Annotated in this window: 12 protein-coding genes; 9 read left to right on the forward strand and 3 right to left on the reverse strand. The window is 36.0% G+C overall.

From position 1 onward, the window contains the following. The first annotated feature begins 66 nt into the window (after positions 1-66). The 3 genes from J7574_RS19650 (at position 67) to J7574_RS19660 (ending at position 5,910) form a co-directional block, all read left to right on the forward strand. A complete protein-coding gene (locus tag J7574_RS19650) occupies positions 67-2,490 on the forward strand; it encodes a sugar-binding domain-containing protein (RefSeq protein ID WP_290972676.1) in 2,424 nt (807 codons plus the stop codon). A gap of 111 nt (positions 2,491-2,601) precedes the next feature. Continuing rightward, positions 2,602-3,972: a glycoside hydrolase family 27 protein gene (locus J7574_RS19655; protein ID WP_290972679.1), complete on the forward strand. Its 1,371-nt coding sequence runs from the start codon at positions 2,602-2,604 to the stop codon at positions 3,970-3,972. Beyond that, on the forward strand, positions 3,973-5,910 hold the full coding sequence (locus tag J7574_RS19660; RefSeq protein ID WP_290972681.1) for a family 43 glycosylhydrolase: 1,938 nt from the start codon (positions 3,973-3,975) through the stop codon (positions 5,908-5,910). It begins immediately after the preceding gene. 79 nt (positions 5,911-5,989) lie between these two features. Here J7574_RS19660 and J7574_RS19665 read toward each other — a convergent pair whose 3' ends face one another. Beyond that, positions 5,990-6,322 carry a YegP family protein gene (locus J7574_RS19665; protein WP_290972684.1) on the reverse strand — a complete coding sequence of 111 codons (333 nt, stop codon included), beginning with the start codon at positions 6,320-6,322 and terminating at the stop codon, positions 5,990-5,992. Positions 6,323-6,448: 126 nt separating this feature from the next. After that, positions 6,449-7,198 (reverse strand): DUF1349 domain-containing protein, encoded by a 750-nt coding sequence (locus J7574_RS19670; RefSeq protein ID WP_290972687.1) that lies wholly within the window; start codon positions 7,196-7,198, stop codon positions 6,449-6,451. Positions 7,199-7,299: 101 nt separating this feature from the next. On the opposite strand from J7574_RS19670, the gene J7574_RS19675 reads away from it, so the two are divergent. From J7574_RS19675 to J7574_RS19690, 4 genes are all read left to right on the forward strand, one after another. Next, the gene (locus tag J7574_RS19675) at positions 7,300-8,070 is read left to right on the forward strand and encodes a LuxR C-terminal-related transcriptional regulator (RefSeq protein ID WP_290972689.1); all 771 of its coding nucleotides are present in this window, start codon (positions 7,300-7,302) and stop codon (positions 8,068-8,070) included. Between the two features lie 69 nt (positions 8,071-8,139). Next, positions 8,140-8,610 carry a copper resistance protein NlpE gene (locus tag J7574_RS19680; RefSeq protein WP_290972692.1) on the forward strand — a complete coding sequence of 157 codons (471 nt, stop codon included), beginning with the start codon at positions 8,140-8,142 and terminating at the stop codon, positions 8,608-8,610. A gap of 148 nt (positions 8,611-8,758) precedes the next feature. Then, entirely contained in the window at positions 8,759-9,883 is a 1,125-nt protein-coding gene (locus J7574_RS19685; protein WP_290972694.1) for an XdhC family protein, read from the forward strand. Beyond that, complete coding sequence (locus tag J7574_RS19690; protein ID WP_290972697.1) at positions 9,873-10,478, forward strand: nucleotidyltransferase family protein; 606 nt, start codon at positions 9,873-9,875, stop codon at positions 10,476-10,478. Before J7574_RS19685 ends, J7574_RS19690 begins: the two co-directional genes overlap by 11 nt. A 253-nt stretch (positions 10,479-10,731) precedes the next feature. Here J7574_RS19690 and J7574_RS19695 read toward each other — a convergent pair whose 3' ends face one another. After that, on the reverse strand, positions 10,732-11,868 hold the full coding sequence (locus J7574_RS19695) for a cysteine desulfurase family protein (protein ID WP_290972704.1): 1,137 nt from the start codon (positions 11,866-11,868) through the stop codon (positions 10,732-10,734). A 357-nt stretch (positions 11,869-12,225) separates the two neighbouring features. Between J7574_RS19695 and J7574_RS19700 the strand changes: the two genes are divergently transcribed. Together J7574_RS19700 and J7574_RS19705 are read left to right on the forward strand one after the other, a co-directional pair. Further along, a complete protein-coding gene (locus J7574_RS19700; RefSeq protein WP_290972707.1) occupies positions 12,226-12,864 on the forward strand; it encodes a 2Fe-2S iron-sulfur cluster-binding protein in 639 nt (212 codons plus the stop codon). After that, the gene (locus J7574_RS19705) at positions 12,861-13,841 is read left to right on the forward strand and encodes a xanthine dehydrogenase family protein subunit M (protein ID WP_290972710.1); all 981 of its coding nucleotides are present in this window, start codon (positions 12,861-12,863) and stop codon (positions 13,839-13,841) included. The genes J7574_RS19700 and J7574_RS19705 overlap by 4 nt, the downstream gene beginning before the upstream one ends. The last annotated feature ends 5 nt before the right edge of the window (positions 13,842-13,846 follow it).

Consider the following 13,846-nt stretch of genomic DNA (forward strand, 5'->3'; position numbering starts at 1 on the left):
AACAATTAATAAACAAAAAGAAGCTTAGAACCTCAGAATCTTAGCATCTTAGAACCTTTAGAAAAAATGTTAACTAAGAAAACTTTAATCCCCGTACTTCTCTTTTCATGCGTATCGGCATTTAGCCAGATATCGTTTGGAGATTCTAAAAAAATAAATGACAACTGGAAATTCAATCTTCAAGAAACTCCAGATGCAAAAAATAATGCTTTTGATGATAGTAAATGGCAACAAGTAAATGTGCCGCACGACTGGAGCGTAAAAGGACAGTTGAGTCCAACTTTGGCAAGCTGTACAGGATATCTTCCAGGCGGAATTGGCTGGTATAGAAAATCAATTAATATTCCGCAAAGCAAATCTGGTGAAAAAGTCTATTTGTATTTTGAAGGAGTGTACAACAGAAGCGAAGTTTTCATTAACGGACATTCTTTAGGAAAACGTCCAAACGGCTATATTTCATTTGCTTATGACGCCACTGAGTTCGTCAAATTTGGTGGAGAAAATACTATTTCAGTTCGTGTCGACCACAGTCAAAGTGCCGATTCAAGATGGTACACAGGTTCCGGAATTTACAGAAATGTTTGGTTGGTTTATGCAAATCCTGTTCACATTGCGCAATGGGGTGTTTACGCTTATCCAGAAGTAAATAAAGGCAACGGAATTTTGAATGTTGAGGTTGAGGTTGAAAACGCATCAAAAGGAAAAGCAAGTTTGACAATTGTAAATGAACTTTTCTCAAAAGACGGAAAATCAGTAGCAAAATCATCTTCTAAAGTAGACGTGGCGGCGAACCAGAACGGAAAAATTTCGACAAAAATCAATGTTAAGAATCCGAAACTTTGGGATTTAGAGAATCCAAATTTATACGAATTAAAAACTACTGTTTTACAAGACGGAAAAGAAATCGATAAAACAGTAACGCAAACTGGTTTTAGAAGTTTTACATTCGATCCTAATAATGGTTTTGCCCTTAACGGGAAATGGATGAAAATGAAAGGCGTTTGCTTGCACCATGATGCAGGAGTTTTAGGATCTGCAGTTCCAAGAGAAGTTTGGGAAACCAGATTAAAAACCTTGAAAGAAATAGGCGTAAATGCCATTCGTACCAGTCATAATCCGCAAGCACCAGATTTTTATGAACTTTGTGATGAATTAGGATTGTTAGTTTTAAACGAAGCGTATGACGAATGGGAGTTCCCAAAACGCAAATGGTTAGAAGGCTGGAACTATGGAACGCCAGGATTTGAAGGTTCGTTTGATATTTTTGCTGATTGGGCAGAAAAAGACCTAGAAGATTTTGTGCGTCGTGACAGAAACCATCTTTCTGTTTTCGGATGGAGTATTGGTAACGAAGTAGATTATCCAAACGATCCATATTCGCACCCTGTTTTAGATCAAGGAAAAAACGGATTCGGACAAGCTGCTTACGGAGGTTACAAAAAAGACGCTCCAGATGCGATGCGTCTTGGCGCGATCGCAAAACGTTTGGTTGCAGCGGTTAAAAAATACGACAAATCACGCCCGACAACAGCAGGTTTAGCTGGAGTTGCGATGTCTAATGAAACAGAATATCCAGGCGCTTTAGACATTACAGGCTACAATTATACAGAAAGCAAATATCAGTCAGATCACCAAAAATATCCAAAAAGAGTAATTTTTGGAAGTGAAAATGTTCACGATATGGAACCTTGGCTCGCCGTAAAAAACAACAAACATATTTTCGGGCAGTTCCTTTGGACAGGAATCGATTATTTAGGAGAATCAGGAAGATGGCCTTCAAGAGGATTTTATTCTGGTTTAGTTGATTTTGCTGGAGTTATCAAGCCAAGAGGCTATTTCCGCCAGTCATTGTGGTCAGATAAACCAATGGCATATTTAGGAACATATCCGTTGACAAACGATAAAGATGTTTCTAAAGATGCATGGGCAATCTGGAATTACGAAAACGGACAAAAAATCCGAGTGGTTTGTTATACCAATGTAGCAAAAGCCCGTTTAGAATTGAATGGAAAAGTAGTGGGAGAAACGAAGTTGTATGATGAAAAAACGGGAATTATCTATTGGGATATTCCGTTTGCATCAGGAAAATTAGAGGCAGTTGGTTTAGATGCAACCGACAAGGAAGTAAGCCGTTATGCCATCAATTCTACTCAACAGCCATTTGAATTAACCATTGCCGCTAAAGATATTACCATTAACAAAGACAAAGGCGTGGCTAAAATTATGGTTCAGGTAAAAGACCAAAACGGACTTCCAGTAATGCTTTCAGACAACGAAGTGACTTGTACCATCAATGGCGCAGCAACATTATTAGGATTGGAAGCAGGAAACAACAGCGACATGACTGATTATACAGATAATGTACAGCGTGTTTTCCACGGACATATTGCCGCATATATTCAGGCAAATGGAGATTCGACAGCACCCATTAAAGTGAAATTTACAAGCCAGTGGTTAAAACCTGTTGAGGTTACTGTAAATGTGAAATAACAAAGCAAGAAAAGACCTGACAGGTTTTTAAAACCTGTCAGGTCTAATTTTTGTCTGTAACAATAAAATTTCATTATATTTAAAGTGTAAAAACCACACATAAAAAACGCAATGAAAATTACAAACTTACTTACAATGGCGATAGGAGCCTTTTTTCTATCAGCTGGAACTAACGCTCAAAACAAAACATTTCAAAAAGAAGAATTCAAACAATGGGCCAAGACCCCGCCAATGGGCTGGAACAGCTGGGATTGCTACGGACCAACAGTTGAAGAACACGAAGTAAAAGCCAATGCCGATTATATGGCAAAAGAGCTTAAGAAATTTGGATGGGAATATGTTGTTGTAGACATTCGATGGTTTGTTGAAAATGACAAAGCAGGAGGTTACAATCAAACAGATCCGCGTTACGTAATCGATCAATACGGAAGATATCTTCCAGCCGTTAATAGATTTCCTTCAGCAAAAGACGGACAAGGTTTTAAACCATTAGCCGATTACATCCATAAAAAAGGATTAAAATTCGGAATCCATATTATGCGCGGAATTCCTAAAAAAGCGGTTGAAGACAAATTGCCAATCAAAGGAGCAAACGGAATCACAGCAGACCAAGTTTATTCTACAGCATTGCAATGCGAATGGCTGAGAGATAATTATACCATTGTAGCAGACAAACCAGGAGCGCAGGAATATTATGATTCTATTTTTGAATTATATGCGCAATGGGGAGTAGATTTTATTAAAATTGATGATTTATCAAGACCGTATCACGAAGGCGAAATCAATTTAATCAGAAATGCAATTGACAAATGCGGACGTAAAATTGTTTTAAGCACATCGCCAGGAGAAACACCAATTTCAGCAGCGCCACACGTATCTACACATGCCAATATGTGGCGTATGGTAGATGATGTTTGGGACACATGGCCGCATATCACACATTTAATGGATGTTGCTCAAAAATGGTATCCGTATATCGCGCCGGGAACATGGCCAGATTGCGATATGATTCCGTTAGGACGCATTTCAATCAGAGGAGAAAGAGGCAATGACCGTATGACACGTTTAACAAAAGACGAGCAATATACTTTGATTACATTTTTCAACATCTTCAAGTCTCCCTTATTCTTTGGAGGCGATTTGCCAAGTAATGATGCCTTTACCTTATCATTATTGACAAATAAAGAAGTCGTAAAAATGCACAATCAAAGCACCGAGGTTAAACAGCTTTTCCAGAAAGACGGAAAAATTGCCATTACTTCAAAAAATCCAAATGATGGAAGTGTTTATCTAGCCTTGTTTAATATTTCGGATAATGCTTCGCAAAAAGTTGCCGTAAACCTTTCTGATTTAGGAATTTCAGGTTCAGCAGAAATTTTGAATATGTGGACAGGCGAAAAATCAAAAACAACTTCAAAAGAAATCGGATTAGAATTAAAACCTCACAGTTCTGTTTTATATCAATTAAAAAGTAAAAAATAAATGAAAAGAATATTTCTTTGCCTTGTATCATTACTAAGCCTTTTTGATCCTTTACAAGCCCAAAATACAGCAAAAGGAATTCCGCCCGTTATTGCCGACAAAGATCTAACAGCGTATTTGTTCGTTTATTTTATTGGAAATAAAGTCGAAGAAGAAGCAGTTAATTATGCCGTTAGCACTGATGGGTATCATTATTATGTACTTAATAACAACAAACCTATTTTAGACAGTAAAACGATCAGTTCGACAGGAGGAGTCCGTGATCCGCATATATTGCGTGGCGAAGACGGCAAGACATTTTATATGGTTTTGACCGATATGACTTCTTCAAAAGGTTGGGATAGCAATCGTGCCATGGTTTTACTAAAAAGCACTGATTTGGTAAACTGGAAAAGCAACGTTGTCAATATCCAAACTGCATTTTCAGGAAACGAAGACTTAAAACGTGTTTGGGCGCCACAAACTATTTACGACGCAAAAGCAGGTAAATACATGATTTACTTTAGCATGCAGCATGCAGGAGGACCAGATAAAATTTATTACGCTTATGCGAATAAAGATTTCACGGCTTTAGAAAGTGCTCCAAAATTGTTATTTGTTCCAAAGTCGGGAAATGCCTGTATTGACGGTGATATCATCGAAAAAAATGGAGAATACCATCTTTTTTACAAAACAGAAACCAATACGCCAGGAATCAAAGTGGCAGTTACAAAAGATTTGACTTCAGGAAATTGGATTGAAAATGATAACTACCTGCAGCAGACCAAAGATGGAGTAGAAGGTTCGAGTGTTTTCAAACTAAATAATTCAGACGAGTATATTTTGATGTACGATGTGTACACCAAAGGAAGATATCAATTTACAAAAACGAAAGATTTAGAAAATTTCAGCGTAATTGACAATGACATCTCAATGGATTTTAATCCGCGTCATGGAACTATTCTTCCGATAACTTGTTCTGAATTAAAGCGAATTACAGACAAATGGGGAACGCCAGCAAAGCTTCCAAAAGTAAACCATAATCCAGTTTTGGAAGGGTATTATGCCGATCCTGAGATTTTGTATTCCAACAAAACAAAGAAATATTACATCTATCCAACAAGCGACGGATTTGATGGCTGGTCGGGTTATTATTTTAAAACTTTTTCTTCTGATAATTTAGTCGATTGGAAAGATGAAGGGATCATTATCGATCTCAAAAAAGACGTGACTTGGGCAAACAGAAATGCTTGGGCGCCTTGTATCGTGGAGAAAAAGATAAAAGGGAAATACAAATATTTCTACTATTTTACAGCAGCACAAAAAGTTGGAGTTGCCGTTTCGGATAATCCAACTGGACCATTTAAAGACAGCGGAAAAGCAATTGTGGCGACAAGACCCGAAGGCATAAAAGACGGACAAGAAATTGATCCAGATGTTTTTACAGATCCAAAAACGGGTAAAAGTTATTTGTATTGGGGAAATATGTATATAGGAGTTGCGGAATTAAATCCTGATATGGTTTCGATCAAAGCAGGAACAACTCAAGTAATTGCAGTTGATGATACTTTCCGTGAAGGAACCTACGTAATCTATAGAAACGGAAAATATTATTTCTTTTGGAGCGAAGACGATACAAGAAGTCCGAAATACAAAGTGAGATATGGAATTTCAAATTCTCCAACAGGACCGCTTGAAATTCCAAAAGATAATATCGTCATTCAAGGAAACCCAGAAGAAGGCATTTATGCAACAGGACACAATTCTGTTTTACAACTTCCGAACAAAGACGAATGGTATATTACCTATCACAGATTCTCTTATCCAACAGGAATCAAAATGGGAGATGCTGGAGGTTTTCATCGAGAAGTCTGCATCGATAAATTAGAGTTTAATGCAGATGGAACTATCAAACAAGTTGTTCCAACTCATGCGGGAATTGAAGCTTTGAAGAAGTAATTTCAGCATTTAATTTCCAATAAAAAAAGCTGTTTCTAAATAAATAGAAACAGCTTTTTGTTTTATGATAAAATAGGTATTAAGCCGTTTGATCGTCTATAGTAGCGTCAGGAGCATTTTTCTTTACCGATTCGATTCCGTTTTCTCTCGCGGCTACGCTTTCGTACATTTCGCTTGAACCGATGATTTGGCCATTTCCAGCTTTTAAATTGAAATATGGTTTTCCGCTTTTAGATTCTAATCTGTCATAACGATCATCGTCTGCCGCATTTTTTTTAACAGACTCAATTCCATTATTACATGCCGCTTTTGTAGTGTAGCCTTCGCTTGTTAAAATGGTCTGACCATTACCGGCTTTTAAATTAAATTGAAACTCTCCGTTGGCTCTAGTAGTGATTACAAATTTTCCCATGTAGTTTATTTTTAAAGTTAGGTAATATTATATTTTGCTATTGATAAAAATACAAAACTTAGTAATATAAATCATACGCCTGTTTAAAAAAATGATTACCTTATTGATAAAAAATTAAAACTGAGTTTATATGCCTAAACGGAAGTCAGAAACACTTTTTTCTTCTAGATTGATTTCTTCAAAAATACTTTGCGTTCCTTTGTCTACAGGACATTGTGTGCTAATTCCCATCCAGATTTCTTTTGGATAATTGTTTTTGTACAAACGAACCATCTGCCAATTCTTTTTATCTAGCGAATAATAACTTGCAACCGTTTTAGTATCAGAACTGATTTTCATGTAAACAGAAGGTACTTTCACCACATCATGATTATTATCGTCAGAAGTTCCCATGGTACGAACGGTTACCACTCTGTGATTGCCTCTTTCGTCCTGTTCGAAACAAAATTTCTGATAAAAACGATCATTCACATAAAGATATAAAACACCAGCATTATACAAACCTTTCTCTGTAAACTCAGGCGTAACTTTCGCGCTAAGCGTAAAAGGTTTTGTGTTGTCTACTTTAGACAAAAGCATGGGTGCAGTTGTGTTGGACAATTTTCCGTTTGGATCAGAAAAGTAATCTGATTTTTCACCCGCTTTAAAAGTGATTTTTTCATTTGCTTCTAGTTTTATTAGCGAGTCGGCACCGTTAACCGCTTTTGTAAAATGTATAGAAGACAGTTTAATATCGCAAGGCGAACCATTGACAAATGCAGAATCTGTTTTTGTTTCTTCTTTCGATGCGGCTTTTGAAGATTCGTTTTTATTATTGCAGCTTAACAAAACAGAAAGACTAAGAATAATAAAAATGTTAGGAAAAAATGTTTTCATAGATTATTTTTTTGGGATAGAAAGTGATATTTTTAATGTTCCAAAAATAGAATTGCTTTAAAAAAGAGGCAATACGTAAAATTAACCAATTACAGATTTAAATGCCACAGACTTCTTCGATCGAAAACCAATTAATGACCACATTTTTAGAACAAAAATTTGAAATTGGAGAATCTAATGATATCGAAATGTACAAGCAGTTTGTGAACAATTATGTCAAAATTGAACAATGTGTGGCCGTGTTATCCGATTATCAATCTGATAAAAGCTATATCTACGCTGGAAATTTCGGTTCTGTTTTCGGACTCCCAAATGAAAATGCTGTAATCGATTCTGCTTTTGAAGAATGTATTTTTACCAAAATCAATTCAGAAGATTTGATCGAAAGACATGTTTTAGAACTTAATTTCTATCAGTTTTTAAAAGGAATACCAAAAGAAGAATATAGTAATTACAGCACGTTTAGCCGACTAAGAATGAAAGAATCGGTAGAAAAATGTGCTTATATAAATCATCGAACAATTTATCTCAAAACGTTTAGCAACGGCAGTATTTCTCTTGCATTGTGCCTTTATATTCCATCGACCGATTTACAACCTAGAAAAGGAATTGATGGAAAGATTTTTAATATTCAGACAGGCGAGGTAATCGAGTCTGAGAAATATAAAAATAAGGCAGAAGCCATTCTTTCAAAAAGAGAAATAGAAGTTCTAACCAATGTTGCAAAAGGATACAAAAGCGAACAGATTGCATCAGAAATGCATATTTCGGTCTATACTGTAAGACGTCATAGGCAAAACATCATCGAAAAATTGAAAGTTACCAATACTGCAGAGGCAATACAAACAGCCATGGTCATGGGAATTATTTAGCTTTAAACTTTAATAGTTAAATTTGATATTACGTAAGAATAATCTTTATATTTGAAGAAAAAAAATAATATGAAGAAAATATTTATTCTTGCGTTTGCAGCTGTTATTGTAACATCTTGCAATTCTAAAAATAGTAAAGATGAAAATAATGCTGTTTTGACAGACACCATTGCAAATAATGAAAAAGAAGATACCGTTGAGAGCATTTCTGTATATGAAGGAACATTGCCATGTGCAGATTGCGAAGGAATAAAAACAATTTTAAAAATTGATGCTGTAGATAATAAATTCCAGTTATCCAGTATATACCAAGGAAAACAGCCTGAAAAAAGCTTTACAGAAAAAGGTAATATCAACACAGAAAGAGGTTTAGAAAAAGATCCTGATGGAACAATTTTTGTTCTTAATTGGGACAAACCAGAAAAAGATCAAACGTATTATGGTTACTACAGCAAAAATCCTGAAAAGCTCTATTTGCTAGACAGGAACAAAAAAGTAATCAAATCTAAGCTGGATTATTTTTTAGAATTAAACGAGTAAAATAATGTAAGACCGTTTAAATAAAGCTTTTCAAAGAAAATATTATAAACTTAACGACTTTGACAGTACTTAAGTTTGTAATATTTTTTTATTTTTAGGCTGATAAAAAAGTACCATCAATATTAATTTCTATTGATGAAGATTGACTATGAAAGAAATCAGCGAAATCCTGAAAGCTTACACCCAAGCAAAATCTGAGGGAAAGAAAACGGCTTTAGCAACAGTAGTAAAAGTTGAAGGTTCGTCTTACAGACAGCCTGGCGCGCGCATGCTTGTTACCGAAGACGGCATGCTTACCGGTGCAATTAGTGGAGGCTGTTTGGAAGGCGATGCATTACGAAAAGCACTTCTTTCTATAAATCAGAAGCAAAATAAACTTGTAACCTACAATACAAATAACGAAGATGATGCTGAAGTGGGACTGCAGCTTGGGTGCAACGGAATTGTTCATATCCTTTTTGAATATATAAATGAAGAGGTTGAAAACAATCCGATTTGGCTTTTAAAACAATTAGAATTAGAAAGAAAAGAAGCGGTGATCGTAACCGTTTTTTCTTTAAAAAGAAATACTTTTCAGATGGGAACCGCTTTGTTTTTCAGAAAAGACAGTCCGCTTATAAATTATAATGATGAAGTTTTAAACCTAATTTCTGATGTAAAAGAAGTGTTGGAAAACAAAACATCGGTAGTAAAAAGACTTCAAGAGGAAAACAGCAACGAAGCCTTAATCGAATATGTAAAACCCTCTATTTCACTTGTAATTGCTGGAGCAGGAAATGATATTCAGCCATTGGTAAAAATGGCTGTAGTTTTAGGGTGGAGAATTACTGTTGGAGAAGGGCGAGCGACACACGCGACAGCAAAACGTTTTCCGAAAGCCAATGAGGTTTCGGTTGTAAAAGCAGAACAATTTCTGCATAATATAACAATTGACGATCAGACGTATTTTCTTTTAATGACGCACAATTACAAATACGATTTGGCAGTTTTAAAAGAGTTATTAAAGACCGATTTTCATTATATCGGAATTCTGGGACCAAAATCAAAATTCAACAGAATGCTCGACGATCTTTTGATGGAAGGAATTACTGTAAACAAAGAACAGCTTAAAAGAATTCACAGCCCTGTTGGTTTAGATATTGGCACAGAAACCTCTGAAGAAATCGCTTTGTCAATTGTATCAGAAATAAAAGCTGTAGCTTCAGAAAAAAGCGGAACTTCGTTGAAATATAAAGAAGGGAAAATACACGACGAAATTCATTATGGAGAATAAACTTCATCATAAAACAGGTATTATTATTCTGGCCGCTGGCAATTCTTCCAGATTAGACAGGCCAAAACAATTACTGAAATACAAAGAATCGACTCTGCTCAAGAATACAATTTCAGAAACCTTAAAAGTTAAAAATTCGTTTGTTATAGTGGTAACAGGCGCTAATTATGATGTAATCGAAAAAGAAATTAATGCATCTGAAATAACATTTTCTTTCAATCCAGATTGGAAAACAGGAATGTCTTCGTCAATTGTAAAAGGAGTTAGCAAATTACTAGTTGCAAATCCAGATTGCGAACAATGTATTTTAGCAGTCTGCGATCAACCTTTTGTCACGAGTTTTATTTTTGAAAGTTTAATTTTGGAATCCAATAAAACTAAAAAAAGAATCGCTGCTTCGGCATATTCAGAAACCTTAGGAACGCCGGTTCTATTTCAAAAAAAATATTTTCAAGAGCTTTTGGAATTAAAAGGTAAAGAAGGCGCCAAAAAACTCATTAAAAAATATATTGATGATGTAGTTTCAATTCCTTTCGAAAAAGGAAATATTGATATTGATACGGAAGAAGATTATTCTAAGTTGATTTCGAATTGAGTAACAGAGTTACAAAGAGACAGAGAAACAGAGAAACAAAGGTTTTTATGTCGATTGTCTAGATCCAGTTTGTCATCCTGACGAAGGAAGGATCACACTAGAAGCTCCATTATAGAATGTCTCAATCTTTGTCGATTCTCGTGTGTGATCCTTCCTTCGTCAGGATGACAAAAAAACTTCGCGTCTCTGCGACTTTGCGAGATTAAAAAAGAAAAAAACTTTGCGAACTTTGCGCCTTTGCGGTGAAAAATTATCAGCCACGTAGCTTCCCAGCCAATTCCAAAACCCGCTCCACAGCAGTATCAATTTCCTCAGAAGTCGTAAATCTTCCCAAACTAAAACGAATCGAACTCAAAGCTTCTTCATCAGATAATCCCATTGCTTTTAAAACATGCGAAGGTTCAGAAGTCACTGCCGAACATGAAGCGCCATTTGAAACCGAAATATTTCCCAAACCCAAAATCAACTGTTCTGAATTTACACCTGGAAAACAAATGTTTGAAGTATTGTAAATTCGGTTTTGAGTATTTCCGTTTACAAAAGAATCTTCAAATTGCAATAAACCTTTTTCAAGTCTGTCTCGCAATAGAGAAACTCTATTTTGATCTTTTTCTAATTCATTTACAGCAACTTCACAAGCTTTTCCTAAACCGATAATTCCGGGAACGTTTAGCGTTCCGCTTCTTAATTTTCTCTGTTGTCCGCCTCCAAGAATTTGAGGGGACAATTTGATTTTGGCTTTCGCCGAAATGTATAAAGCGCCAACTCCTTTCGGACCATAAAATTTATGTGCAGATAAAGTCAAAAGATCAATTCCGAGGTTTCTTATATCAATCGGAATCTTGCCGACAGCCTGTGTGGCATCACACATAAAAAGCACATTTTTAGCTTTCAGAATTTTAGAAATTGCGCTACTATTTTGTATGACACCTGTCTCATTATTAGAAATCATTCCAATGAAAACCAGTGTTTTATCAGTAATTATTTCTTCCAAAAGTTGAAGATTTAAAAGTCCGTCAGAACCAGTCGGCAAATAAGTAACTTCAAAACCAATGCTTTCCATAAAACGGCAAGTTTCAAGAACTGCTTTATGTTCGGTTTGAACGGTAACAATATGTTTTCGGTTTTGATCAGCCAAACCTTTTATAGCTAAATTAATAGCTTCTGTAGCGCCAGAAGTAAAGACGATTTCATCAGCATCTGCATGAATCAAATCTGCGACTTGCCAAGCCGCATTTTCAACCGCCTCTTTTACCGTTAATCCAGCCAAATGAGTTCCCGTTGAATTCGCATATAAGTCAGTAAAATACGGAAGCATCGCATTTACAACACGTTCATCAACACGGGTTGTGGCATTATTATCAAGATAAATGATTTCTTGTTGTGGCATAATTTGGGCTTATTTCAGTAAAAATACAATTTTATAATCTCGCAAAGTCGCAGAGACGCAAAGTTTTTTAAACCATATAAGTGATATAATTTCAATTAAGAAAAAACTTAAAATTCCTTATATCCCTTATATGGTTATTTTTTTGAATTAAACTTTGCGTCTCTGCGACTTTGCGAGAATTTATTTATCATGCTTTGCGAACTTTGCGAAAACATTGCGCCTTTGCGGTTAAAAAATACGAAATTGTAATTATTCTAAATAAGAGTAATGTTTGAATTTCATAACTTTTTGTGATAGAAGATCATTAAATTTGTTAGAATGACAAAAGTGAATTGGCTAATTTAACAAATAGACTGAATGGCTTCTAAAAAAACAAACCAAGATAAAGTAACGCCCGAAGATGCAAGTTCGCGTCGTGACTTTATAAAGAAATCAGGACTTTTTACCGCTCTTGCTCTGGCACCTCCTTCATTGGTAATGGCTTCAGACAAGAAATGGGATGAAAAAATTGCGGAGTATTTAGAAACCGTACCACTTTCTATTGAAGTAAATGGCACAAAACACAATTTGAATATTGAGCCTAGAACTACACTGTTGGATTTACTTCGCGAACAATTACAGCTTACGGGAACCAAAAAAGGCTGCGACCACGGACAATGTGGCGCTTGTACCGTTCATGTAAATGGAACTCGAATTTTGTCTTGTCTTTCTCTGGCAACGATGCAGCAAAATGCCCAAGTAACTACAATCGAAGGACTCTCAAAAGGAAAAAAACTGCATCCCATGCAGGAAGCTTTTATCAAAAACGATGGCTTTCAATGCGGATATTGCACTCCAGGACAAATCATGTCGGGAATTGCCTGTATCAAAGAAGGCCATGCCAACAGCAGAGAAGAAATCAGGGAATATATGAGCGGCAACATCTGCAGATGCGGTGCTTATCACAATATTGTGGACGCTATAACTGAAGTGAAGGAAGGAGGGAAGGAACTATGAAAAACTTTCAGATCATTAAAGCCTTGTCGTCTTCATCGGCAGTTACAGGAAAAGCAAAAGATGATTCTTCTATGTTTATCGCTGGAGGAACCAATCTGGTTGATTTAATGAAGAAGAACATTGTGGCACCAGACAAATTAGTTGACATCAATGGATTAGATTTAAAGAAAATCGAGTTTTTAAAAGGAAAAGTATCAATAGGGGCTTTGGCTAAAAACAGTCAGGTTGCCGAAGATGCTTCTATAAAAGAAAAATATCCTTTGCTGGCATTGGCTTTGGCCGCAGGTGCTTCTCAGCAGATCAGGCATATGGCAACGGTTGGCGGTAATATGCTTCAAAAAACACGTTGCTCGTATTATTACAATGCCGATATGCCTTGCAATAAACGTAATCCAAAAAGCGGATGCGGTGCTATTGGAGGTTCTAATAGAATGGCGGCGGTTTTTGGCGCTTCAGATAGTTGTATTGCGGTTCACCCAAGTGATATGTGTGTGGCTTTGGCTGCGCTTGACGCGAAAGTTTTGGTAGAAGGTCCAAAAGGAAAAAGAGAAATTAATTTTACTGATTTCCACAGACTTCCAGGAAACACGCCTGAAAAAGACAATACTTTAGATAGTAGAGAATTGATTACCTCGGTAGAAATTCCAGATAATAATTTTACTAAAAATGTCCATTATCTAAAAGTTCGCGACCGAACAAGTTATGCCTTTGCATTGGTATCGGTCGCAGTAGCATTAGATATAAAAAATAATACTATAAATGATGTCAAACTAGCAATGGGCGGTGTGGCACATAAACCTTGGAGATTGACTGAAACTGAAAAATTCTTGAAGGGAAAAACAGTTTCAGATGATCTATTCAAACAAGCAGGTGATTTGTCTATGAAAGGCGCCAAAGGATATGGGGACAATGATTTTAAACTAACGCTTGGAAGAAACGCAGTAACAGAAGCACTTACAATAGCAGCATCAAAATAATTAAA

It is taken from the genome of Flavobacterium sp., from assembly GCF_017744675.1.
Classification (GTDB): Bacteria; Bacteroidota; Bacteroidia; order Flavobacteriales; family Flavobacteriaceae; genus Flavobacterium.

Coding starts and splice junctions, on each gene's coding strand:
- J7574_RS19650 (WP_290972676.1), top strand. CDS start 67: ATGTTAACTAAGAAAACTTTAATCCCCGTACTTCTCTTTTCATGCGTA.
- J7574_RS19655 (WP_290972679.1), top strand. CDS start 2,602: ATGAAAATTACAAACTTACTTACAATGGCGATAGGAGCCTTTTTTCTA.
- J7574_RS19660 (WP_290972681.1), top strand. CDS start 3,973: ATGAAAAGAATATTTCTTTGCCTTGTATCATTACTAAGCCTTTTTGAT.
- J7574_RS19665 (WP_290972684.1), bottom strand. CDS start 6,322: ATGGGAAAATTTGTAATCACTACTAGAGCCAACGGAGAGTTTCAATTT.
- J7574_RS19670 (WP_290972687.1), bottom strand. CDS start 7,198: ATGAAAACATTTTTTCCTAACATTTTTATTATTCTTAGTCTTTCTGTT.
- J7574_RS19675 (WP_290972689.1), top strand. CDS start 7,300: ATGCCACAGACTTCTTCGATCGAAAACCAATTAATGACCACATTTTTA.
- J7574_RS19680 (WP_290972692.1), top strand. CDS start 8,140: ATGAAGAAAATATTTATTCTTGCGTTTGCAGCTGTTATTGTAACATCT.
- J7574_RS19685 (WP_290972694.1), top strand. CDS start 8,759: ATGAAAGAAATCAGCGAAATCCTGAAAGCTTACACCCAAGCAAAATCT.
- J7574_RS19690 (WP_290972697.1), top strand. CDS start 9,873: ATGGAGAATAAACTTCATCATAAAACAGGTATTATTATTCTGGCCGCT.
- J7574_RS19695 (WP_290972704.1), bottom strand. CDS start 11,868: ATGCCACAACAAGAAATCATTTATCTTGATAATAATGCCACAACCCGT.
- J7574_RS19700 (WP_290972707.1), top strand. CDS start 12,226: ATGGCTTCTAAAAAAACAAACCAAGATAAAGTAACGCCCGAAGATGCA.
- J7574_RS19705 (WP_290972710.1), top strand. CDS start 12,861: ATGAAAAACTTTCAGATCATTAAAGCCTTGTCGTCTTCATCGGCAGTT.